Annotated in this window: 20 protein-coding genes; 8 read left to right on the top strand and 12 right to left on the bottom strand. The window is 42.1% G+C overall.

The annotated features are described in order from the left end of the window. Positions 1-2: 2 nt before the first annotated feature. Both iolD (C9J47_RS03505) and C9J47_RS03500 read right to left on the bottom strand, forming a co-directional pair. Positions 3-1,856, bottom strand: coding sequence for a 3D-(3,5/4)-trihydroxycyclohexane-1,2-dione acylhydrolase (decyclizing) (gene iolD, locus C9J47_RS03505; RefSeq protein ID WP_107252270.1), 1,854 nt, complete (start codon positions 1,854-1,856; stop codon positions 3-5). 11 nt (positions 1,857-1,867) lie between these two features. Continuing rightward, on the bottom strand, positions 1,868-3,775 hold the full coding sequence (locus C9J47_RS03500; protein WP_107252269.1) for a bifunctional 5-dehydro-2-deoxygluconokinase/5-dehydro-2-deoxyphosphogluconate aldolase: 1,908 nt from the start codon (positions 3,773-3,775) through the stop codon (positions 1,868-1,870). Between the two features lie 910 nt (positions 3,776-4,685). On the opposite strand from C9J47_RS03500, the gene C9J47_RS03495 reads away from it, so the two are divergent. From C9J47_RS03495 to C9J47_RS03480, 4 genes are all read left to right on the top strand, one after another. Next, positions 4,686-5,699, top strand: coding sequence for a sugar ABC transporter substrate-binding protein (locus C9J47_RS03495; RefSeq protein ID WP_107244895.1), 1,014 nt, complete (start codon positions 4,686-4,688; stop codon positions 5,697-5,699). Positions 5,700-5,771: 72 nt separating this feature from the next. Further along, entirely contained in the window at positions 5,772-7,265 is a 1,494-nt protein-coding gene (locus tag C9J47_RS03490) for a sugar ABC transporter ATP-binding protein (RefSeq protein ID WP_107252268.1), read from the top strand. A 44-nt stretch (positions 7,266-7,309) separates the two neighbouring features. Next, positions 7,310-8,326 carry an ABC transporter permease gene (locus C9J47_RS03485; protein ID WP_107252267.1) on the top strand — a complete coding sequence of 339 codons (1,017 nt, stop codon included), beginning with the start codon at positions 7,310-7,312 and terminating at the stop codon, positions 8,324-8,326. 229 nt (positions 8,327-8,555) lie between these two features. Then, positions 8,556-9,389: a MurR/RpiR family transcriptional regulator gene (locus C9J47_RS03480; protein WP_107252266.1), complete on the top strand. Its 834-nt coding sequence runs from the start codon at positions 8,556-8,558 to the stop codon at positions 9,387-9,389. 96 nt (positions 9,390-9,485) lie between these two features. Here the strand turns inward: C9J47_RS03480 and C9J47_RS03475 are convergent, their stop codons facing one another. Beyond that, positions 9,486-9,845, bottom strand: coding sequence for a DoxX family protein (locus C9J47_RS03475; protein WP_107252265.1), 360 nt, complete (start codon positions 9,843-9,845; stop codon positions 9,486-9,488). A gap of 81 nt (positions 9,846-9,926) precedes the next feature. Between C9J47_RS03475 and C9J47_RS03470 the strand changes: the two genes are divergently transcribed. Further along, the gene (locus C9J47_RS03470; protein ID WP_107252264.1) at positions 9,927-10,838 is read left to right on the top strand and encodes a LysR family transcriptional regulator; all 912 of its coding nucleotides are present in this window, start codon (positions 9,927-9,929) and stop codon (positions 10,836-10,838) included. Between the two features lie 107 nt (positions 10,839-10,945). On the opposite strand, the gene iolG is transcribed toward C9J47_RS03470, so the two are convergent. Further along, a complete protein-coding gene (gene iolG / locus C9J47_RS03465) occupies positions 10,946-11,932 on the bottom strand; it encodes an inositol 2-dehydrogenase (protein WP_107252263.1) in 987 nt (328 codons plus the stop codon). A gap of 124 nt (positions 11,933-12,056) precedes the next feature. Then, positions 12,057-12,887 carry a 5-deoxy-glucuronate isomerase gene (gene iolB / locus C9J47_RS03460; RefSeq protein WP_107252262.1) on the bottom strand — a complete coding sequence of 277 codons (831 nt, stop codon included), beginning with the start codon at positions 12,885-12,887 and terminating at the stop codon, positions 12,057-12,059. Between the two features lie 486 nt (positions 12,888-13,373). On the opposite strand from iolB, the gene C9J47_RS03455 reads away from it, so the two are divergent. After that, complete coding sequence (locus tag C9J47_RS03455) at positions 13,374-14,219, top strand: sugar phosphate isomerase/epimerase family protein (RefSeq protein ID WP_107252261.1); 846 nt, start codon at positions 13,374-13,376, stop codon at positions 14,217-14,219. An 80-nt stretch (positions 14,220-14,299) separates the two neighbouring features. Here C9J47_RS03455 and C9J47_RS03450 read toward each other — a convergent pair whose 3' ends face one another. The 7 genes from C9J47_RS03450 to iolE all read right to left on the bottom strand — a co-directional run bounded on the left by C9J47_RS03450 (position 14,300) and on the right by iolE (position 22,299). Next, positions 14,300-15,142, bottom strand: a complete 843-nt coding sequence (locus C9J47_RS03450) for a MurR/RpiR family transcriptional regulator (protein ID WP_107252260.1) — start codon at positions 15,140-15,142, stop codon at positions 14,300-14,302. A 79-nt stretch (positions 15,143-15,221) separates the two neighbouring features. Further along, on the bottom strand, positions 15,222-16,049 hold the full coding sequence (locus C9J47_RS03445; RefSeq protein ID WP_107252259.1) for a class II fructose-bisphosphate aldolase: 828 nt from the start codon (positions 16,047-16,049) through the stop codon (positions 15,222-15,224). 12 nt (positions 16,050-16,061) lie between these two features. Then, the gene (locus C9J47_RS03440) at positions 16,062-16,934 is read right to left on the bottom strand and encodes a 5-deoxy-glucuronate isomerase (protein ID WP_107252258.1); all 873 of its coding nucleotides are present in this window, start codon (positions 16,932-16,934) and stop codon (positions 16,062-16,064) included. Between the two features lie 163 nt (positions 16,935-17,097). Further along, positions 17,098-18,093 (bottom strand): 5-dehydro-2-deoxygluconokinase, encoded by a 996-nt coding sequence (gene iolC / locus C9J47_RS03435; protein ID WP_107252257.1) that lies wholly within the window; start codon positions 18,091-18,093, stop codon positions 17,098-17,100. A 12-nt stretch (positions 18,094-18,105) separates the two neighbouring features. Beyond that, a complete protein-coding gene (locus C9J47_RS03430; protein ID WP_211321680.1) occupies positions 18,106-19,284 on the bottom strand; it encodes a Gfo/Idh/MocA family protein in 1,179 nt (392 codons plus the stop codon). Positions 19,285-19,384: 100 nt separating this feature from the next. Then, on the bottom strand, positions 19,385-21,256 hold the full coding sequence (gene iolD / locus C9J47_RS03425) for a 3D-(3,5/4)-trihydroxycyclohexane-1,2-dione acylhydrolase (decyclizing) (RefSeq protein WP_107252255.1): 1,872 nt from the start codon (positions 21,254-21,256) through the stop codon (positions 19,385-19,387). A gap of 149 nt (positions 21,257-21,405) precedes the next feature. After that, positions 21,406-22,299 (bottom strand): myo-inosose-2 dehydratase, encoded by an 894-nt coding sequence (iolE, locus tag C9J47_RS03420; RefSeq protein WP_107252254.1) that lies wholly within the window; start codon positions 22,297-22,299, stop codon positions 21,406-21,408. Between the two features lie 537 nt (positions 22,300-22,836). On the opposite strand from iolE, the gene C9J47_RS03415 reads away from it, so the two are divergent. Both C9J47_RS03415 and C9J47_RS03410 read left to right on the top strand, forming a co-directional pair. After that, the gene (locus C9J47_RS03415; protein ID WP_107252253.1) at positions 22,837-24,279 is read left to right on the top strand and encodes a sugar porter family MFS transporter; all 1,443 of its coding nucleotides are present in this window, start codon (positions 22,837-22,839) and stop codon (positions 24,277-24,279) included. A 109-nt stretch (positions 24,280-24,388) separates the two neighbouring features. After that, entirely contained in the window at positions 24,389-25,273 is an 885-nt protein-coding gene (locus C9J47_RS03410) for a LysR family transcriptional regulator (RefSeq protein ID WP_107252252.1), read from the top strand. The last annotated feature ends 80 nt before the right edge of the window (positions 25,274-25,353 follow it).

Below are 25,353 nucleotides of genomic sequence, written 5' to 3'. Positions count from 1 at the left end.
GATCAGATAACTTGTTGTTGTTTGGCAAGTTCATATTGCTTTCTTGCAAGTCTGACTTGCTCACGTTCCGACACTTCAGGTACTGCGACTTCCCACCAAGAACCACCAGATTCGGTAGTACTGAGCGGATCGGTATCAAGTGTGATGACATAGGTTTTGTCTGATTGTTTTGCGCGTATTAGGGCTTGTTCTAATTCAGTAATACAGCCTACTTTTTCAGAATTTGCGCCTAACGCTTTAGCATGAGCGGCAAAGTCTGTTTTCGGCGCGCCACCATCAATAGTCTTGCAGTCTTTAAGTAGGTTATTGAAGCCAGCACCGCCGCAAACATGTTGTAAACGGCTAATACATCCGTAGCCTCTGTTATCTAACACCACTAATATCAGCTTTTGATCTAACATCACGGATGTGGCGATTTCGGAATTAAGCATGAGGTATGAGCCATCGCCAATCATCACGATGACATCGGAATCAGGCTTCGCCATTTTCACCCCTAGCCCACCAGCTATCTCGTACCCCATGCACGAAAATCCATATTCGAGGTGATAACCTTTATCGTATTTGGTTCGCCACAGCTTATGTAATTCACCCGGTAAGCCACCAGCGGCACAAACCACAATGTCTTTCTCATCTGCGGCGCGATTGACTGCACCAATAACTTCTGCATCTGTGGGCAAATCAGTTCCACGATCTGTCATGGCAATAGAGACGGTTTCATTCCACTGCTGGCGTAAAGATTCTGCTCTATCACACCAAGCGGCACTCGGCTGCCAACCTTCAAGTAAATCTGTAAATTGCGGAAGTGTGCGTTTCGCATCACCAACAACGGGTACACCATTATGTTTAATCGCATCAAAGCCGTTGATGTTGATCGACACAATGCGGGCATCACGGCTAAATAAAGATCGCGATCCAGACGTGAAATCTTGCAAGCGTGTACCTACAGCGAATACCACGTCGGCTTCACGGGCGAGTTCATTGATCGCCGCCGATCCTGTGACGCCTACAGATCCTAAATTTAAGGCGTGATCCCAAGGCAAAGCCCCTTTCCCTGCTTGTGTTTCACCAACAGGTAACTGGTACTTTTCAACCAATTGATGAAACTCGGGCAATGCTTCAGAGTAATGCAGGCCACCACCCGCGATAACCACCGGATTTTTAGCCGTTTTCAGTAACTCGATCGCTTGCTCAATTTCAACCACATCGGCACCTAAACGGCGCATGCGATGAGTACGCTCGGCGAAAAAGCTTTCTGGGTAATCGTATGCCATTGTTTGAACGTCTTGCGGTAACGACAACGTCACTGGTCCACATTCAATCGCATCCGTTAAGATACGCATCGCTTGCGGCAAACTGTTTAGCAGTTGTTCAGGGCGCGTAATGCGATCAAAGAAACGGCTTACTGGTTTAAAACAATCATTCGGGGTGATCGTTGGATCATTCCAATTTTCAATTTGTTGCAAGACAGGATCCGGTTCACGGGTAGCAAACGTATCGCCCGGTAATAATAAGACAGGCAAGCGATTAACATGCGCTAAAGCCGCTGCCGTGACCATATTCAATGCACCAGGGCCTACAGAGGTTGTTGCTGCCATCATGCGGCGGCGATTATTCGCTTTGGCAAATGCAATAGCCGCATGTGCCATGCCTTGTTCATTATGGGCGCGAAATGTCGGTAGTTGGTCTTGAACATGGTATAAAGCTTCCCCCAGCCCCGCGACATTACCGTGACCAAAAATAGCAAATACACCTTCAAAGAGTGGTAGTGTTTCACCATTAATATCCACTTTTTGCGCCATTAGATATTTCACTAATGCTTGTGCCATAGTAAGTCGAATCGTATTTTTAGCTGACATAATAAAGGCTCCTATCCGCGCTGACGCCACAAGGTAATTAAGTTGTGGTAGTTCGCTTTAATCTTCTCTATTAAAGCGCGATCATCGATATTACCCGCTAACCAGTCACGAGAAGGTTGGCCAAATATAGTGCGTCCAACAGCAAAGCCTTTCACTAATGGTTGGTTGGCAGCTGCGGTAAAGCCAGCTTTCAATTCTGCTTCTGGGGCATCTAACCCTAAGATCACCACGCCTCGGCAGTATGTATCTCGTTCTGTAATCACGGCACTAATGTTGTTCCAACCTTCTACGGACTGTGGCGGCAACTTCCACCAATCAGGTTTCACCCCTAAGTTATAGAAACGCTGCACAGCACGCAGATACAAATCATCTGACGATGGCATATCTGCAGGCAAAATTACTTCTAACAACAATTCATGACCTGATTGGCAGCAAGCGGCATACACTTCTTTGATCATGCTTTCTTGCTCTAAGCGCAGTGGATGCTGATCATCGGGGTGGAAAAAGGCTAAACATTTAACCACATGCTCAAGCGGCCAGTTAACTAACTGAGAGCCAATATTGCCATGCTCTAAACACAGCGGACGAGAACCAGGAAGTTCGATTGGTCGCCCTATCCACCAGCCAGAGCCAGTGACTTCATTTAATACATCTTGCCCGAACGTACCATCACACAAAATGCCCGCTTTACCTTGTAATCCCGCTTCTTTGGCAACTTCTTGGCTCGCTTGTAAAATGAGTTTTTTTAGCGGCTTTATGCTGTCGAAATCGGCTCCAGCTTCTCGCACCATATCAACAAATTGAACACGGTGGTCAAACGCGAGAACGCATAATTCTTCCCAATTAGGTTTACGGGTGGTAACACGGTGTAGATGGTTTAAACGTGCGTCTATATCAGGGCGTTGTACGTCGTTAGCACGGCTTAAGTAATCATCGAGCTCTACTTTCGTAGGCATAGATGGTGCACAACCATGACGAGAAACCACTAATGCCCCACAGGCATTGGCGTAAGCACACGCTTTTTCCCAGCCTTCGCCACTTAAATAGCCACGTAATAGACCCGACATAAAGGCATCGCCTGCGCCTAGCACATTTAATACATCGACTCTGACACCTTGAATGGTAATACCATCATCCAGATCATTAGGAATGTCGTTACTGAATACAGAACAGCCTAACGCCCCTCTTTTACACACGAGTTCAGCTTGGCTTACCTGACGCACTGCACGAAGGGCATCGATACTGTTAGTTGAGCCGCCCGCAATGTGAAACTCTTCTTCTGTACCAACGATCAAATCAAACAGCCCTAATACTTCTTGTAGTTGGTCTGTTACTTTTCCTGATTCAATAAAACGATTTTCGCCATCACCCAACGACGTTAATCCCCATAGAACGGGGCGGTAATCAATGTCTAGCGCTGTTTTTACACCATTACGACGGGCATATTTTAAAGCGGTAAGTACTGCATCACGCGTTTGAGGGTTAGATAGATGTGTACCTGTAATGGCTAAACAACGTGCAGAAGCAATGTATTCTTCTGACACATCATCGGCTGTGATCGCCATATCAGCGCAATTATCACGGTAAAAAATAAGTGGGAAAGTTTCTTCATCTTTAATACCAAGAATAACAAGTGCCGTTAAACGCTCTTCATCGGTAATCAAATAACTCGTATCAACACCGACACTATTGAGCTCTTCGCGAAGAAATCGTCCCATGTGTTCATCGCCTACTCGTGCCAACATCGATGATTTCAAACCTTGGCGGGCAGTACCGTAAGCAACATTGCCCGACGACCCGCCAAGGTATTTAGAAAAGGAGCCCATGTCTTCCAAACGCGCACCAATTTGTTGACCATACAAGTCAACAGCCACCCGTCCCATACAAATAAGATCTAATGTTTTGCTGTCATGTTTCATTTTCGATTCCTTTCTCAAAGCACGTTATAAAACGACAATCAACGCGTCATCGTGGTTGGATTATTTCAATGACTCAGTTATACGAAATGAATGTTTCATTATCAACAAAAAACGAAATGAATATTTTTTTTTGTGATCTTAAGTCTGTTTGTTCTGTACTGATTCTTTGGGTAAGTCAATTTACTCTTCGGGATCAATATAAAAAGCGTTTTGATCTAATTCATAAAAAGTAGCCTCAAATAATCACACAATTAATTGACGTTTTATTGTTTTATTGTTTTATTAAAATAAGTAAATCCACATGTCGGTTAATATTTTCAGGAAATAAAACCATTGAAGTTAATCCTGCGGTAAGCATCTAAGGCCTTTAAAAATCACTATTACAGCGTAAGTTGTCTTACCAGCAGCCTTATCAGATTGATACATCATGATTAATAGTCCTGTGTGTTCCGTACACTACACCCATCATAACTTCGGTCAATTTATAATCGAAGCATAAATTTTGAAAATATTTTTTCATTAACATATTTGCTAACAAATATGCCATAAGCGCATTACAACTCAATCTCTCCTTTCGTGACCAAGTTCAAAAAAATAACACATAGCAATTAAAATCAATAACTTACAAAGGAAAATAGATTTGCATTTAAATTTTATATGAGATCGAAGTAGCATTTTATACATTTAATTAACATCAGTGGTGGTTATAAAAGAAACGACAACCTATAGTAATCCTCACTGAGTTTAGAAAATATTTTTCATACCAATATGAATAAAAAAACTCACGATTAAAATATGAGATGTGATTCTAGTCGGTAATTAAGTAGAAGCTCTAAATGGAGATTTAACTTAATGCATGAAATCGCATTTTAAATTTGCTGAAGAAGCATCTAATAACAAGGAGGCAGACATGCCAATTACGACAAGTGGATTGACTACGCTATTTCAACAAAGCACTAAATATATAAAGCAATTAATGAATAAGCCTAAAAAAGCAGTTCAAGGGGTGCTTTTTATTACGGGGTTAATGGCACTTGTAGCCTGTGGCGGAGAGAAAGCTGACAGTAATGTGACTCGAATTGGTGTTGCTATACCGAACTTTGATGACACATTCTTGGTAAATATGAAAGATTCGATGAGTGCTTATGCAGAAAAGCAAGACAACCTCGAACTCATTTTTGTTGATGCTAAAGAAGATACTGTAAAGCAGCTTGGCCAAATTCAAAATTTCATTATTCAACAAGTTGACGGCATCATTCTTGTACCAGTAAACACCGATGCAACACAACCTATGACCGATGACATTTTAAAAGCTGGCATTGAACTTGTTTACTTAAATCGCCGCCCTACCTACCTTCCTGATGGTGTCGCGTACGTGGGTTCTGAAGAACTTCGATTTGGTGAAGAGCAAGCGAAATACGCAGCATCACACTCAGATGGCGGTAACATCGGTATTATCATGGGTATGATGACGGTTGAAGCAGCCATTTTACGTACTCAAGGTGTGGAAGATTTCTTCAAAGAAAAACCTGAATACAACATTATTCGTAAGCAAACCGCTTTATGGCAGCGTTCTCAAGGAATGGTTGTTATGGAGAACTGGATCAACTCTGGTGACAAGCTAGACATCATTATTTCGAACAATGATGATATGGCATTAGGGGCAATTCAGGCATTACGTGCTGCAGGTAAACTTGACGATACTATCGTCATTGGTGTTGATGCAACCCCTGATGGTTTAATGGCTATCAAAAAAGGCGCACTAGACGCAACCGTATTCCAAGATGGTCGTAGCCAAGCTCGTGGCGCAATTGATGCAGCACTTAGCGGTATTAACAAAACCCCTCGCGACAAAATAACGTGGATTCCTGCTGAACTCGTTACTAAGGATAACCTAGCTGAATTTGAAGCTAAACAAGGTTAATTATCCCTCGTACTGACATGTTCTGTGTGCCTGAACATTGGCACATAGAACAACCTAATTGGAGCAGAAAGCATGAACCAAGTCTTATTAGAAATGCGTGGTATTACCAAAACATTTCCCGGCGTAAAAGCACTCGATAATGTGCAATTAACGTTAAAAAAAGGTCGCGTAATGGCTTTAATGGGAGAAAATGGTGCGGGTAAATCCACCCTAATGAAGGTGCTGTTTGGTATTTATCAGCGCGACTGCGGCACGATTCGTTATCAAGGAGAACAAGTTAATTATAATGGAACCAAAGAAGCACTAGAAGCTGGGATTTCAATGATCCACCAAGAACTATCTCCTATTCTTCACCGTAGTATTGCTGAAAATATTTGGTTAGGGCGTGAGCCGCTTAAAGGTCCATTACGTCTTATCGACCATGCAAAAATGTACCATGATACGACTGAACTCTTAAAAAAATTAGATTTGCACCTCGACCCACGTACGCCAATGAGCGAACTTACCGTTGCGACAATGCAAATGATCGAGATATCTAAAGCAATTTCCTACAATTCAAAAATTATTATTATGGATGAACCCACCTCTGCTTTAACTGGCAAAGAAGTTGACCATCTATTTGAAATCATCGAAAAGTTAAAGAAGCAAGGCGTATCCATTGTTTACATCAGCCATAAAATGGATGAAATCTTCCGTATTTGTGACGATATAACAGTATTCCGTGATGGGTGTTACATCGGCGAACGTGAAGCACAAAGCACTAATCATGAAGAACTTGTTCAGATGATGGTTGGTCGTGATTTAGGCGATGTATTCCCACCTCCTACAGCGAAACCTGGAAAAGTACGTCTAGAAGTAAAAAATCTGAGCGTTGACGGTGTATTTGACAACATTAGCTTCAAACTACATGAAGGTGAAATTTTAGGTATTGCAGGGCTTGTTGGCGCTGGACGCACCGAGCTTATCGAAACCTTATTTGGGGTAAGAAAACACGATGTAGGCGAAATTTGGATTAACGGCGAAAACGTCGAAATCAAAACGCCTCAAGATGCAATCAGTCATAAAATGGCCTTTTTAACCGAAGATCGACGCCATTCGGGTCTTTACTTGATGCTTGATATCTTCGCTAATACCTCTATTGCTCATCTTGATGCTTACCGTAATAAAGTTGTGAACGTGCTTGATGTACGTTCGATGCAAAAAGATTGCGCTAGCCAGTGCACCAAATTAAAAGTCAAAACACCGGGTATGGAAGAAAAAATTGATAACCTCAGCGGTGGTAATCAACAGAAAGTACTACTTGCACGTTGGATGCTAACCAAACCAGACATCCTCTTTTTAGACGAACCGACACGCGGTATTGACATCGGCGCGAAGTCTGAAATTTATAAACTAATGCGATTACTCACAGGTATGGGCAAAAGCTTAGTCATGATCTCGTCTGAACTGCCTGAAGTGATAGGAATGAGCGACCGAATACTGGTCATGCATGGAGGCAAGCTGAAGGGTGAACTTGACGGCAAAGAAGCCTCTCAGCAACAAGTAATGTCAATGGCTTTTAACTAACGCCACCACATTAGCTAAACCAAAACGAATCAAGGAATGTAGTTATGCTAGCTAAACTTCTTCAAGCGACTTCAGATCAACCGAAGGGCGCAAATACAAAACGCTTCATATCCAAATACGCTATCTATTTTGTCTTTGTCGCAATGTGTATTGTGATGAGTATTTTGTCTCCTGTTTTCTTAACAGTGGCCAACCTACTTAACGTAATGACACAAATGGCAAGTATTGGTCTGCTGGCGCTTGGCGTTACCATTATCATCATTACACGAGGTATCGATCTTTCTTCCGGCTCTGTTCTCGCTGTTGCAGCCGTTGTATCAGCAAGTACCGCCCAATCACTTGATTGGGGCATGAGAATGTACCCTAACCTGCCAGAGCTACCTGTTATCGTGCCAATTTTAGTGGCACTTGCCGTCGGTGCATTATGTGGTTTGATAAACGGTGCTCTTATTGCTTATACGGGTATCCCTCCTTTCATTGCAACACTGGGTATGATGATTATCGCTCGTGGTGCAGCACTACTGTATTCAGATGGTCGCCCAGTCAGTAGCCTAATCGAGTCATACCAGTGGATTGGTCAAGGAACCATTGCCAATGTGCCCGTGCCTGTGGTGATATTTTTGGTAATGGCTTTCATTACCTATGTGCTGCTTAATTACACTCGATTTGGTAAATACGCCTACGCCATTGGTGGTAATGAAACGGCCGCATATGTATCTGGCATTAACGTGACCAAATACAAGATTCTTGTCTATGTATATGCCGGTTTACTAGCAGGTATTGCCGCACTGATTCTGACTGCACGTATTAACTCTGGTCAACCAGGCCTTGGTGTGATGTATGAGCTTGATGCTATCGCATCTGCAACCGTTGGTGGGGTATCTCACGCTGGCGGTATCGGTACAATTCAGGGCACGATTGTCGGCGTCATGATCATGGGTGTACTGCAAAATGGGCTTGATTTATTGAATGTCTCGGCCTATTGGCAGCAAGTCGTAAAAGGCTTAGTCATTGTTGTTGCTGTCATTTTCGATATGAAACGACAGAAAAAGAGTAAATAACCCCCGTAAACATTTACTCTTTAACAAAGTTGTAACTGTAGGAAACTTTGCCACGGATTCTTTAATCCGTGGCCTTTTTGAGTTTGAAGCACCTCGGTCCCCCCCTCTACTGCTGATAAACTGAAACATATATTCCAACCAGACATAATTTAATCGCACATTTTGAAATTTTCATTTCACTATCATATAATTGCCAGACTTATAAAGCGTTAACGACAGGAAGTTAAAAATGTCTGCAGCTACCACGCTATCTGAATTAGAAGAGCAAATTCGTAATCGATATAACGAATTAAGCAAACGGCTGCAACAAGTCGCCGCGTATGTATTAGAGAGCCACAACAGTATCGCTTTTGACACGGTTGCAGTTATTGCTGAGCAAGCGCAAGTACCCCCTTCAACGCTGATCCGCTTCGCAAATGCTTTTGACTTCAAAGGCTTTAATGAAATGAAACAACTGTTTCGTCAAAACCTTGTTGAAGAAACCACCAGCTACACTGATCGCGCACGCTTATTTAAAGAGTTAGATGATGCGTCACCACCGCCTGAAAACCCTATTGATATATTGCAAGATTTTGCCCGAGCAAACAGCCAAGCCATGGAGCAGTTAGCCACTCAAACATCGGCCGATAAACTGAATCAAGCGGTCGAGTTAATTGCTAACGCCGATAATATTTATCTGATTGGCCTACGTCGTTCATTTAGCATCGCATCGTATTTAACCTATGCATTACGCCATTTAGAGCGCCGCGCTTTTCTAATTGATGGATTAGGTGGGATGTTTCAAGAACAGCTCAGTATGGTGGGACCCAAAGATATTGTTATCTCTATCAGCTTCTCTCCCTACGCTGAGGAAACCGTAAAATTAAGCGAGATAGTCAGCAAGGCAGGGGCAAAGCAAGTGGTGATTACAGACAGCCAATTAAGCCCGCTAGCAGCCTTTAGCGACGTCTGTTTCGTGGTGAAAGAGGCAAAAGTGGATGCATTCCGATCACAATCAGCATCGTTCTGTCTTGCACAAACATTAGCGGTATCGCTGGCGTTTAAAACCGGAAACGATCAATAAAAAACGCCCCACAACATGTGAGGCAAAGTACGGTATTAAGGATCTGAATTAGTCAGATCCTTGATAACCTCAATAATCATGCAATTAAGTTTCTGCCTAGAAAATGACATAGCCAAGGAAAACAACCACTCCTGAAAGGATCAGCGTCATCACCGCCGGAATGCCATCTTTCCAAGTATCAAAACGTAAATGAAAATAGATAGCCCCTAAAGAAGTGCCAAGCAGAGCCATGGCTCCTAGCAATCCTAGTATGCTGCTCTGGAACCAAATGGTAATTGCCCCAAACAACTCAACGACACCTACCAGCGCCATTACCTGACGATTAAGTCCGTAAGAATGAAAGAACTCTATTTGTTTTTCAAAAATCATTTTTTGCCAGCCCAGCAATTTTATTGAGCCAGCAAATAAGAAGAAAGCTGAAAGCAAAGCAATAATGCCAGTAATTAAAATATTCATATTATTCTTTCCATTTTTCGAGTTGCTTAGAGTTTAGATCTGCATCATTATTAATTGAACTGATTACAATTAATAAACATTATGAATGAAAGTCATATAGCTAAAGTCGATCTAAATCTGCTTAAATCTTTACGAGCATTGCTTGAAGAGCGGCATGTGGGGCGTGCAGCGCAGAAAATGAATGTCACCCAATCAGCAATGAGTCACACACTCTCTAGGCTGAGAATTGTTTTCGATGATCCTCTTTTTATACGAAATGCCAAAGGATTAGAGCCTACAGCACGGGCATTAGAATTATCCGATAAACTCAGTTTTATTCTCGGTGAAATCGACACCTTACTGACACCAAAAGCTTTAGAACTCTCGCAAGTTCATGCCCACTTTCGTCTTCAGACTCATGACTTTATTGTTGCTTCTTACCTATCAAAGGCATTTCACACTATCAATGATGAAGCACCTAACATCATCTTTGATGTGCAGATACTGGACAATAACGCTTATGAAAAACTCGATAGCGGAAAGCTAGATATGATCATTGGAGCGGGACTGAAGGCTAATCCGCGTTTTATGCAAAAACGCCTTATCGATGAATCCTTAGTGTGCTTGCTAGATAAGCATAACCCCGCTCTGAATAACTGGAGTACAGAAGCCATTTTTCGCTACCCTCATATCAAATCCAGCTTGCTCGATGATCACGATGATCCAGTAAGCCAATACGGTAAAAATATGGGACTGTCAGAACGAAAAGTTGGACTCTATGCTGAATCCCTCAATTTACAGTTAGCACTATTACCTAATTCTAAATTGATTGCCTTCTTGCCAGAATCTATCGCAGAGCAAGGAAGTAAGTTATACGGATTAGAATTAAAGGCGTGCCCATTTAGTTTACCGACTCTTACTATTCGTGGAATGTGGCATGAAAGGCACCAAAACGATCAGGTGCATAAGTGGGTTCGGGATAAAATTAGCGATGCTTTTCTTAATATAAACTAGCGTAAGAAGTTACTTAATGCATTGATTTTATTGACCACAAAAAAGGATCTCATGGAAAGAGACCCTTAATAATTTATTAGTCTGGCTAAAAATAAGGTATTAGATCGTTAAAGGATCACCGTTTTCCCTGATTTCATTGACTCTAAAGCCGCTTCAGCCAGCACCAAAGCAAACTCACCATCAACACCACTACATTCAGGCTTGCAACGACCCGCTAAAACATCTGCAAAATGTTGCCATTCAGCGATATATGCATCTTGATAGCGCTCTAAAAAGAAAGGTTGCGGTTTAGCGCTGGTACAACCAACATCACCCCAATGCTGTACCAAGTTTTCTTTCATGTTGCCTGCTTGTAGTAAGCCTTTTTCACCGTGAAGCTCTAGACGTTGATCATAACCGTAACCTGACCGACGGCTGTTTACGATGGTCGCCATCACCCCTGATGGGAACTGTAATACTAATACTGCAGTATCAATATCGCCGGCTTCGCCAATCGCAGGATCAACCATGCAGCTGCCGTGCGCCGTGATCGACACCGGATCTTCACCAATAATGAAACGTGCCATATCCAGATCATGCACCGTCATATCACGGAACATTCCACCCGAAACTTGGCTGTACTCTGCTGGCGGTGGTGAGGGATCGCGAGAGGTAATTAAAAGCGATTCAGCCTTACCAATCGTGCCTGCACCTAGCTGTTCTTTTAGCTGACGAAATTGTGGATCATAACGGCGGTTAAACCCAACCAACATTGGTACATTGTGTTTTTCAACAACTGCTAAGCAATCTCTTACTCGGCTCAACTCCAGATCAATCGGCTTTTCACAGAAGATTGCCTTGCCGTTGATGGCAGCAAGTTCGATTAAGTTAGCATGTGTATCTGTTGCTGAACCAATGCAAACACCATGTACGTTTGGATCAGCCATTGCTTCTTCAACAGACTGAATTTTTGCCTGATAGCTATCAACTAACTTTTGTGCCCCTTCCAAATAAGGGTCAATCACTGAGTACAAGTTCGTTTCTGGGTGATTATTAATATTGACAGCATGAACCTGTCCAATTCTACCGGCACCAAACAAAGCGATATTAAACATGCCTAACTCCTTAGCAACATTAAGTATTTATACCAACCTAAATAAGTCTTCGTTTACATTGGTATTACGTTATAGAAAATCGTTATTTGTTCTCTGTTATTAATCATTCAAGCCAAAAGCGACATTAACGAGTAACGTGCTTTTTTGCGTAATCGTTTGAGTTGATCCAATCGTGATCGGGCTCCCAGGTAAACAGCCATTTACGTGTTGGCCCTGCCATTACATTGAGGTAATAACTGTCATAACCTGCGATTGTCGCAACGGGGTGATAGCCTTTAGGCACTTGAACAACATCTTTGTTATATACCGCCATGCACTCATCTAATTCACGATCATCGGTATAAACACGCTGCATACAAAATCCTTGTTCAGGATTAAGGCGATGATAATAGGTTTCTTCAAGGTAGGTTTCTGAGGGTGCTGCATCTTGATCGTGCTTATGGCTTGGGTATGAACTTGTGCACCCTTCATCGGTGTAGACTTCTACCACCAGTAAACTGTCTGCCTCTTTATAATCAGGCAAAATATTGTGCACATAACGCTGATTGTTACCATTACCACGGTGCTCTGCATCAATATCGTTCGGGGTAATCAGCCTTGTTGGTAAGCGACCACTTCCTGGTGCTTGGCACAGTGCCAACTCAAGTGCGGTATTGGCGACAACCTTAATCAATTCGCCTGCCGTTACATAGACAGCGTAAGGTTTTTTACGCTCAAAAGGACTCATTCTATCGCCGATGTTCTCAAAACATGCGCTTGGTGTTGTTACAGAGGCATGCCCAGCAACAAGTACTAAACACACTTCATTAGCGCTTGCTGGTAATTCTAAATGCTGACCTTTTTCTAACTCATACACTTCAAAACCAACATACCCCCACCCTGCATTTTCAGGTGTTATCGACTGCGTTCTACCTTGTCGATCCGCCTTTGCATATTTAGATAACAATCTAGACATAACGAAAATTCATCCCTTAAAGCAATTATTCAAACAAGATCAAAAATGAAATTAATCATTCAACTAAGATATTGCAATGAAACAAACATTTCAATTTATTTTTAATTTGATGTGAACGTTTTGTGGACAAGGTAACGTGTCGATAATTTAACAGCCTTTTTTCTTAAAATTGGCATATTTATATATTTCAAAAAATGCATTTACCTAGTGAATAATAAACACTATGAAAGAAGAAAAATAAAACCATGCTGTCTAACCAGCATCAAAAAGAGACAAGCGATAAATTTTTATCAACCCAAAACAGATCAACACACCAGTAAAACTAACAACACCAAGAGGAAAAGGAATAGCGCATATAAAAACATTCATTTAAAGACAAAGTTAACAGTAAAAATTTTTCATTAATGTAATTATAGAAAAAGTTCAAATAATAGAACGTTCATAAATAACCTTCCGCCAAGTTAAATATCTTTTCAAGGAGCTAATATGCGTTATGCATTGCATGGTATGTGTTCACTTCATAACAATATTGTAAGTGACATTCGTTTAGCAAAAGAAACGGGCTATCAGGGATTAGAGATACATACCGATAAGTTATGGCGATATATTCACGCAGGGTTTACCAGCCAAGATCTTAAGTCTCGACTCGAGCTGGCTGATATCACCCCAACAGCCATTGATATTATTGGCTCAGTTGAGGCATCAGATAAAGCAACTCAGCAGAAAGTATTTAAAGACGTCGAAATACTGTGTGCATTCGCACAAGACATTGGTGCCCCGACGATTCAGCTAAACGCTTTTGAAGCGCTAAACGGCTTATCGGTTGAAGACAACATTAATATCACCGCTCAAAATATTCAGCATATTACAGATATCGGAAAAGAATATGGGATCCGCTTTCAGTATGAAGGTGCCGCATGGACACCGATTGCGAAACTCAGCGATTATTTCCGGCTTTATGATGCTGTAGGCCGTGATAATTTTGGCTTTGTTCTCGACACATGGCACTTTTGGGCAAGCCGTGGTGCTTCACCTGAAGATATGGCAAAAATTGATAAGTGTTTAATCTATAACGTTCACCTTTCTGATGGAAAACGTCCTGCTAGTGGTCAACCTTGGGTCGATGAGAAAGAACTGCGCGGCTACATTCTTGGTGAAGGGGATATCCCACTGCAAGAATGGGTAGAGGCAATAAAAAGTACAGGTTACGACGGGTTTTATTCGGGTGAATTTCTAAACGATCAGCTATGGGAATCTGACCATTACGATATTGCAGAAGCGATGCTACACGGTATGAAAACGTTAGTTGAACCTCAATATTCCTCTCGATAAGCCCTATTATTTAGATACAAAAAAAGCTGACTTCTGTCAGCTTTCTTATTAACTATTAACTATTAACTATTAACTATTAACTATTTAGTTTCTCGGCACATTAAGCTCACCGCTAATGTTTGCGCTAAATACATTGAACTACTTAAAGAACGGAAGCCCATTACTTCCCCCTCTTGTACTTCGAAGCAAACATCCATTTTACTGCCCTGAGAATTCATTTGATTATCGGTTATCGCAATAATAGGAACCTTTTTTTCAAATGCTTGCTTAATCAGTTCGCTAGTTTCCGGCGCATAAGGTGTAAAAGTCACGGTTACTAATACATCATTTTCGCTAATACGGCGCGTCATAGGGGTTAACATACCACCATGGTCATCAAGCAATACAACATTGTTATCAGACTTCATTAACGCATACCAAAGGTAAAATGCAACGGGATACGCCCTTCTCATCCCTTGAATATATATAGTATCTGCTTTGTCCATTAACGATACTGCTCGCTCAAGTTTCTGAGGCGAAACGGATACTTGAAGCTGTTCCATTGCTTCAATGTTAGCGACACCATAATCCTGAAAAATAGTTGTTGGTGATTCAGGTTCAAAGCAATCTTGCTCGCGTGCTTGACGTACTCGTTCTTTGTAATCACGAGGGCGATTCAAATATTGGTCACGAAATAACGCTTGCATCTGACTAAAGCCAGAGAACCCCATCGTATTAGCAAAACGACTCAGTGTAGATAACGGAACATTGGCCTGTTCTGCTATCGTCGCCATCGTTTCAACCGCAACAAGCATCGGTTGAGCCATTACATAGTCAGCAACTTGCTGGAGTCGTTGACTCAACTTATCATAACGCTTAACAATCAAATCACGTAGAGTGTCGAGGTCGTTTGGCACTTCTAATAAAGTATTTTCAGCTTCCATACCTAACGCTTCTCCTCGGTCGAAAGTATCTAATTAATAACAATAATACCCTAAGATGCTATTTCTTAGGGTATGTATTTTAAGACAATAGTTTAAAGTTGCGAATCGCTTCTTCTTTTACATAAGGCATCGCCTTTTTCATGAAGTAAATACGGTCAAATTTGTCAGGCTCATTGTTCATAAAATCGCGCAAATTATGACCTAAAGCCTGTCGTAAGCACGTTCCGATATTGAATTTAGACACACGGCTTATTTTCAGTTTTGCCATGTCTTCATTTCGAATACCACTTGCACCGTGAATAACTAATGGCTTACTCACCTTACTCGCAATCTGATCGAGTAGACCAAAATCAATTGTGCTTGTGGGTGTCGTTAAGCGGTGAACATTTCCCACCGAAATGGCGACACAATCTACGTTACTTTCTTCTGCAAAGCGCGCAGCATCATCAGGGGACGTATCAATTGTTTTAATGTGATCACGGCCTTCTTCATAAGGTACAGAGCCAATCTCGCCTTCGATGGATGCCCCGCAAGCATGGGCAACCTCAGCCACCTTTTTAGTACGTGCAATATTATCTTCAAGCGATAACTGAGAGCCATCAAACATGACTGAACTAAACCCTGCTTTTAAAGCACGATAAATAATTTCTTCATCGTAAGTATGATCCAAATGCAAGCAAACAGGTACTGAACTATCGTGCGCTAGCTGTAAAAACATTGCAGCCGCAATTTCAACACCATAGAAGTCGACGACATCTTTGTTACAAGCCAAAATAACAGCTTTGTTCATTTCTTCTGCTGCATCTACAACAGCACGAGCATCTTCATAACCAAAAACATTGAAACAAGGCACAGAATAATCGGATGCTGCAGCCTGAGGTAATAAGTCATTTAAGTTAACTAGCATAACGTTTCCTTGTTATTTGAATTTGGCGATCATGTCCTTGATGCCTGGAATCGTATTCACTTGATACTCATGGTGAGGATCAAAGTGCTGAACAAGCGATTTAGACGTTTTTCCTACAATGATGGTGAAGTAATACATCTCGTAACCTGGTGCCGCGACACTTGGGTGGTAACCTTTATCAATCGCAATCACACTGCCAGTTCGAACGTGATAGACCGGACCAAAATCATCTTCATGCTCATACAAGAATTGAGCACCAAAACCAAAATCAGGGTTAAAACGAAACTGGTACACTTCTTCGTACAATGTTTCTTTGCTTCCATCTGGCTTAGTACGATCTTCATCATGTTTATGGGGAGGAAAACCAGACCAGCCACCAGCGCCAACAGTAAACAGTTCACTCACTAATAAACGGCCACGCTTATCTGCATTGCTCTGACCCAGTACGTGCTTAATTTTTCGGTGTGTTTTAGTGTCATCAGAGCCGTACTGCACCATATCAACGTTATCTTGTAATACGGCAAAAGGTTCTAACGTTTCTTCATAGCGACCACCAGCTATCATGATATCTGCTTGTTCACTTACACATTCGATAACAGCGGTAGAGCCCACAGGAACATACACAGATTCTGGGTTTCCTTCCCATACCGATGCACGTTGCCCAATGTTGTCAAACACCATTTCTTCAGCGCTGCTATTAGACACTGTAATGCAGCAAGTACCACCAGCAAGCACGATAACAGATTCATAACCATCTACAGTGTGGGTATGTGTTTCGCCTTGCTTTAAACGTACAGGGTTGAAATAACACAGCGGTGAAACATCATCATTAATGTCAATTATTGGCTGATTTTTATTATCAAACGGTGGGATATGCTTACCCATATTACTTTCTCCTCCATTACCCATTTTTAGTTTTATCGTTTCTTTTGGGTAAGTTTTATATAAAAGAGCCGAATCATGATGGTATGCATTAACGATCTTTATTCAAGATACAGTCTGCTGATCCGGCTGACCTAATTAACCTTTATTTACCATTATCAAATAATTAAAGGTCTTGTTCTCGGGTCTCAATAAAATCGAATAGTACTTCTTTCGTTGGCATGGCTTCGGTGCAGCTATTACCACTCACATTAATTGCTGCTGCCGCTGAACCGTGTTTCACACCGTCTTCCAACTCGCCGCCGTTCACTAATGTCCAAATCAAGCCGCCTGCGAATGAATCACCTGAACCAAAAGGCTTCTTAACTTCAACACGGAAAATACCCTGTTGGAATTTGTGACCATCTTTGCAGTACACTTTCGAACCTAGCTCGCCCGCCTTTACAATCACAACCTGTGTATTTGCACGTAAGAATCGGTCTGCCGTGGCATCATCATCTGTATTACCTGGTGCTAATACGGTTTCCATCATGTCGAACTCTTCGCGATTACCAATCACGATGTCAGACAAGCCAGCTGCAATACCGTAGTAAATAGATGCGTCAACATCGGTGCGCCACGAGTACGGACGGTAATCAACATCGAGCACTACAACGGTATTGCTGCGACGGGCATGTTCCATAGCGATTAGCGTTGCTTCGCGGCTTGGGCTTTCAGATAACGCCGTACCTGTTACAACCAACATTTTGCTTTGTGCAATGTATGCCGGATCAACTTGTTCTGGCTTTAGTGTTAAATCTGATGCCTTGTTACGGTAAATAAGTACCGTACAATCGTTTGGCTTCATTTCAGTAAACGCAACAGAGGTACGTGAACCTGAATTGTCGGTCATCATGCCGTCAAGATTAATACCTTGCTCTGTCATGTAACCACGTACATAACCACCAAACGCATCATCTGCCACACAACCAATGAAACCTGTTTTGCCGCCTAACTTGCTGATCGCGACGGCGATATTGGCAGCAGAGCCGCCTACAAATTTATTAAACCCTGAAATGTCTGCCATATCGGTGTTGGCTTCGCGGGCGTATAAATCTACTCCCGCGCGACCTAGTACGATGGCATCCAGCAGGCGATCTTGCTGAAGTGCAATCTTTGTCATCGTTATCATTCCCTAGTCGTTATAAGCGACCCAAGCGGCACCTTGGTCAGCAGATTCAACACATTTCTCACAAAGGCGAACGCCTTCAATACCAGCGTCAACACCTGGGAACCAAATGCTCTCTAATGTTGCTTGATCATCACGATCTGCAGCATCAAATGCTAGTGCAAAGCGGTGATACAAGTTTGCCCATGATTCAAAGAAGCCTTCTGCGTGACCGCCACCGATACGGTTAGCAGCAACACCTTCCACATCTTGGTATAAATACCCCATACCACGGTCAAGAACGCGTGGAGCTTCACCTTGTACTTCATAACGAAGCTGGTTTGGATGCTCGTCCCACCATTCGATGGATGCTTTTGAACCGACAATACGAATGCGTTGTTCATGCATTGAACCCGCGTTAACAGCAGAAGCCCATAACGTACCCACTGCACCGCCTTTGAATTCCATCATGACGTGTGCGTTATCTTCTAGTGGCTGACGTGACGCAATAAAGCTTTGGCGCATACACGCTAGACGATCAATTTCTAGCCCTGTCATTACTTCACATAAGTAATAAGCGTGCGTGCCGATATCACCCAATACATAAGTCGGACCCGATGCCGCAGGGCTTACACGCCACTTAAGACCTGGATCATTTAATTCATATTCTTCGTTGTGGAAACCGTGGGCAAATTGCATGTTCACGACTCGAATGTCGCCCAAATCACCACGCTCAACCATTTCACGTGCTTGATGTACCATTGGGAAACCGCTATAACCGTACATTACGCCGATCACACAGTTCTTTTCGGCTGCAATCGCTTTTAATTCTTCAGCTTCTTCACTGGTGAATGTGATGGGTTTTTCACACACAACATGTAAGCCCGCATCTAACGCTGCTTTACAAATTTCATAGTGTGTTGAGTTAGGAGTGGCAACCGATACGGCTTGAATGCCATCAGAACGCTTAGATTCAGCTGCAAAAAACTCTTTATAATTGCTGTAACAACGATCGGCATCTAAACCAAGGTTGACACCAAATTCACGACAGCGTTCTGCATCTAAATCAAATGCACCAGCAACTAATTTAAATAGACCATCACGGTGTGCTGCACTGCGGTGTGCGTAGCCAATCTGGCTGCCACGTCCACCACCGACCATGCCCCAGCGGATTGGTTGTTCAAAACGGCGTTCTTCATTAAACATAATCATAATCTCCATGGCGGTACTGCCGACAGTTTGTGTAAAGGCAGTACCAAAAATGTCATAAAATTGCGTTGAAAAATTCAGTTAAACGGCAGGTAAATTAAACACCCCGACGCTGTAGGTTTTTACCTTCTTGCCAATCAGCCACTTTTTGCTCTGTGCCTTCATTGCGAGTAACTTCTGGTAAACCAACTTCCCACCAACAATCGCATTTAGACCAAGCCGCTGGTGAAACAGGGTCGATATCAACAACGATAACGTAAGTACGATCTGCTTCTTTAGCGCGTACAAATGCGGCATCAAACTGGTCGATCGATGTGAGCTTTTCACTGATTGCACCTTGTGATTCTGCGTGCTTTGCAAAATCAACCCGTGCTAGCTCACCATCAGGACGACGACAATCTTCTAAAAGGTTATTAAACGACTCATTACCGGTATTGTTCTGAAGTTTATTGATAACCGCGAAACCGCCGTTATCACACACAACCAGAATCATTTTCTGACCCGTTAATACTGATGAATAGATATCAGAATTCTGAATTAGATAAGAACCATCACCCACCAGAACAACAACATCATTATCAGGGTTAGCTATCTTGGCACCCCAGCCACCTGCAATCTCGTAACCCATGCAAGAGAAGCCAAAGTCGATATCGAACTTACCAATTTGGTAGTTCTGCCAGTTCATTGATAATTCAGCAGGTAAACCACCCGCAGCTGTCAGTACGGTGTCACCTTTTTCCATTTGTGTATTTAACTTGCCAATGACTTCAGCGTAAGAAGAAGTGCCCGGTAAAAGCTCACCTTTCTTAGGGTGAGTACGACGGTAAACTTCCGCCTTCCATTCATCTGCTTGTTCTTTTGCCGTATCTGCCCACGCTTGCGCTGAACGCCAATCACCCAACACACCTGAAAGTTTTGTCATGCACGCTTTTGCATCACCCAACACTGGGTATGACATATGCTTAATGGCGTCGAATTTAGCTACGTTAATACTGATAAGTTTCATGTCTGGATTGCGGAATACCGACCATGAACCGGTTGTAAAATCTTGCAGGCGAGTACCAATAGCCAAAACAACATCGGCATGTTCTGCCATGTAATTGGCTGAATTTGAACCTGTAACACCAATTGGGCCAGCATTTAGAGGGTTGTCTTGCAACATTGTTGCACGGCCAGCAATTGTCTCGACAACTGGGATATTATGCTTTGCGGCAAAGTCGGCTAATTCATCGGTTGCGAGTGAATAGTGCACACCGCCACCAGATATAATTAGCGGACGCTCTGCGTTTAATAGGATTTCTTTCGCTTCTTCAATCACCAACATTTCAGGCTCTGGACGACGAATGCGATGTACTTTGTCGGCAAAGAAAGCTTCTGGAAAATCGTAAGCCATGCCTTGAACATCTTGCGGTAAGCCAATAAATACTGGACCGCATGTTTCAGGGTCTAACATGGTGTTTAGTGCATGCGGCAAAGACTGGATGATCTGAGCCGGAGAGACAATGCGGTCCCAGTAACGTGTTAACGGCTTGAAGGCATCATTACACGTAATAGAAGGATTATGGAAATTCTCTGGCTGCTGTAATACAGGATCAGGTAGGCGACTAATGTACGCATCACCTGAAATTAACAATAAAGGTAAACGGTTTGTATGGGCAATACCCGCAGCCGTTATCATATTCGTTGCACCAGGACCGATAGAGCTAGTTGCAATACCAATACGGCGACGTTGGTTAGCTTTAGCATAAGCAATAGCAGCGGTTGCCATTGACTGTTCGTTTTGGCCACGCCACGTCGGAATTTTATCTTCAATATTTTTTAATTGCTGACCAAAGCACGTTACATTGCCATGGCCAAAGATGGCAAACGCAGCACCAAATAGCTGCTCAACTTTGCCATCAATTTCAATTTTTTGTGCCGCTAAGTAATTAGCAAATGCTTCAGCAACAGTTAGGCGTACAGTTTTCATCTTCTTCCTCGAACATCATCACACTAAAAATTGGCATCCCTGCCCTGCCTACACGGTGTTATCCATTATTTGTGTAGTCAGTTCTTTAATCGGGGAACATCCATTCCCCGATGGCGGCTTTGAATATTACAAAGCGACAAACGTCGTTATTACAAACCGTACTTAGTTGCGTAGCCAGTAATGTTTGTATAAGCCGTTTTAGCAAACTCAAGTGGATTCGCTTTTGCAGGATCTTGCTCTGCTTCAACTAATAACCAACCTTCGTAATTACGCTCTTTCAGTGCAGCGAAAACATCGTCATAGTCAACGTCGCCAGTACCAGGAACGGTAAATACACCATCAAGAACTGCATTAAGGAATGATTTGTCTGCATCACGCGCCGTCTTCATAACACCTAATCGAAGGTCTTTAAAATGCATGTGACCAATGCGATGGCCCCAGCGCTTAATCATTGTTACAGGGTTACCGCCACCGTATGTGATATGGCCGGTATCAAGCGTTAGGTGAACAGAATCGCCAGTCAGTTCCATTAGAAGGTTAATGTCGTCTTCTGTCTCACAAATTGTGCCCACATGGTGGTGGAAAGACAGTTTGATACCATGTTCATTTAATAAGTAATCAGCAACAACAGTCAGCTTCTCTGCGTATACTTTCCACTCATCCATTGTCAAAATGACGCGGTGTGAAAGTGGTGTATTAATGTCGCCATGAACAGAGTTGCTCACTTCGCCATATACCATTGCCTTACAGCCAGCAGCTTTCAGTAGTTTGATGTGCACTTGCATTGCTGCAATTTCTTCTTCTGCTGTAAGTGTCATCAAATTACCGCTAAACCAGCCTGAAGCCAGAACAAGATTGTATTGTTCTAGTAGAGGAATAAGCACTTCAGGTTCACGAGGGTATTTCGTACCTAATTCAGTACCAGTGAAGCCAGCTTCTGACATTTCACTCAAACACGTTTCTAAAGCAATCTCACCGCCAAGTTCTGGCATGTCGTCATTAGTCCAAGTCAAAGGGCTGATTCCGTATTGAACTTTGCTCATGTTCGTTCTCCAGCATTTAATTTATAGGATTAAGGTAGTGTGATTAATTATTTTCCAATCGACACTTGTTTCGTTTCACTGGCAATCAATATAATAAAAAAAAACACAAATGAAAAATATTTTTCAAACAAAAAAACACTTTCCCCACAACTTTGTATTTTATGAAAAAACCCCGTAAACACAGGGCTAGCGGCGATATAAGATCAAGATCACAAAAACATTTAACCAATAAAAAACAATGACTTACATTGACGACATTAAGTGATAAATATTTACTATTGTATGACACAGGTATCATTTTAAGAGAAAAATCATTTCAAGCTATAGCAAGAATGCAATGGAATACATATGATGATTAAAAACGCCACAATGAAAAATATTTATCAATGCATATTTTCAAAATATAACTATTAGAAACAATTAAAGGCGTATTAAGTAATCCTTAGCCCTTTCCCTACAGTTAGAAGGCGGGATTAAACCCTGAAACATGTATATAGATGGTTATACATGCTGATGGAAAATTTAATGGAGTAAATAATGTCATCAAGTATCGAGACATCATCACGAAAACATAACCTTAGTTACATCATTAGAATTTGTTGTATCGCGGCTCTTGGAGGGATTTTATTAGGATATGACACCGCCGTTATTTCTGGTGCTATCGGACCGATAAGAGAGTATTTCAACTTAACACCAGCACAGACGGGATGGGCTGTTTCCAGTGTTGTATTAGGCAGTATTATTGGTGCAGTCAGCGCTGGCTGGTGTGCCCTTAAATATGGACGTAGAAAAGCATTATTCTTAGCGGCTCTTCTATTTATTATTTCCGCTATAGGCTCTGCCCTTGCCTCTACCTTTACCATCTATGTGTTATTTAGAATTGTAGGTGGCATTGCAGTTGGTTTAGCGTGTGTTGTCTCGCCTATGTATATGTCTGAAGTCGCCCCAAAAGATTTCAGGGGACGTGCTGTTAGTATGTTCCAACAATCTGCCGTTATTGGTCAAACGGGTGTGTTCTACGTTAACTACCTGATTGCAAAGGGTATGTCTGAAGCATGGCTGGTTGATATTGGCTGGCGCTGGATGCTGGCGTCAGAAGTTCTGCCAGCCTTATTATTTGGCTGTCTCTTATTGATTATCCCTGAATCACCACGCTGGTTAGTATTAAAAGGTCACCTTGCTCAAGCAAAAGAAACCCTTTCTCGCATTTCTAACCCTGAACATGCCGACCGCGTTATTCTTGAAATACAAAAATCTTTAGTCCCTGCTAATGCATCAAAAAATAATAAAGTCAGCTTACGTTCTCCATTACTATTTTCTATTCTGGTTATTGGTACTTTTGTTGCGGCAGCACAGCAGTTAACTGGTATTAATGTCATCATGTACTACACACCAGAAATACTAAAACCGATTGCTGGTGGTACTGAAAACGCATTATTCCAAACCACCTTCGTGGGCGTTGTCTTTATTTTTGGTAATGCTTTAGGTATGTATCTAATTGATAAAGTCGGTCGTTTACCACTAATGAAATACGGTACTTTCGGTTGTGCGCTAGGTATGACGATTGTCGGTTATGTGCTTTATACCGGTACTGAAGGCTATGCAGCTTTATTTGCACTCTGCCTGTATGTTGTTGCATATGCAACATCTTGGGGTTGTGCATGTTGGACTATGATTTCAGAGATCTTCCCGAATAGCATCCGTTCTCGTGCGATGGCAATTGCTGTTGGCGCACAATGGTTCACTGGCTTCATTGTTACTCAGTCTTTCCCTATGTTAAATGAAAATGCCTACCTAAAAGAGCACTTTAATGGTGCATTCAGCTTCTGGGTTTTCGCGGTTCTTTCTATCATATGTATGTATGTTGTTGTTAAGTACGTACCTGAAACGAAAGGCGTTAGTTTGGAAGACATGGAAAAAGTCATGGCTGAAAAGCTGGGTAAGAATAAAAAACGTGAAGTTGCAGAAGCAAGCGCTTAATCAAATAAATACGTACAATATTTATTACTGATTAACTTTCAAGAAATAGGCTTTTCATATGAGAGCCTATTTTCATATTCAATGAACGTTAGCTAAAAGGGAATACATCATGCTGGATAAAATGGCTTTCTTTGTATATGTAGTAAGAACAGGTTCTATTTCTGCTGCTGCACGTAAATTCAATATTTCAGTCTCGGCAGGCAGCCGCTGGCTACAAGATCTAGAACAAAAATTTGGCATGCCGCTACACCGTCGTAGCAACCGCTTATTAACCCCTACCCCTGCTGGTCAAAAGCTATTCGATGATTTTTCACCTATGGTCGATAATTCCGAACATTTATGCCGTCAAATGCAGGAGTTTCAGCTACACGACAAAGGGCATATTGATATTGTTTGTACACCTGTTTATGCCAATCATTATTTAATGGACATGATCAGTGAATACCTTATAACTAACCCAGATGTCACTTTTAACCTCAATATTACTCCTTGGGCATTAGACCATGCGGCAGAAAGCGACTTAACAATTAGCGCCAATGCCTCTTATCAAGGCTATCGTGAACATGATTTACACCTTGTGCGCCGTGAAATAATGCAAAGCCCATTTCGCGTTGTTGCCTCACAACACTATCTTGACCGTCAACCCACGCCACAAAAACCCTCTGATTTAACCCAGCATCAATGCTTATTTGCCACGACGTTAACGGGCAGTAATGATTGGATTTTCACCAAAAATGGTGAAAGCCAGATAATAAAAGTACCTAAGTCTTTAGAAGTTAACGACAGTGATCTACTGCTTCAAGGTGTAACAAAAGGCGCTGGCATCGCTTATTTACCCGCATTTCTCGTTGAACCAGAGATAGAAAGCGGCCAGCTTATTTCACTATTGGATGATTTCGATACCAGCGTATGGAGCCTCAACCTCTACTATCAGCCACCCGCCACCGCTTCTGCCGTCGCCATTCATTTTAAAGAGTTTTTATTGAATAAATAGTAAGAAGTATGAAAATGGTATAATTGTCGAGATATTGGGTGACTTTATGGATGTATAGCTTACACTAATAAAACCTTATT

The sequence above is a fragment of the Photobacterium indicum genome, from assembly GCF_003026215.1.
GTDB lineage: Bacteria > Pseudomonadota > Gammaproteobacteria > Enterobacterales > Vibrionaceae > Photobacterium > Photobacterium indicum.
Note: the sequence above shows the minus strand (reverse complement) of the source record. Positions and strands in the feature narration are given on the sequence as shown.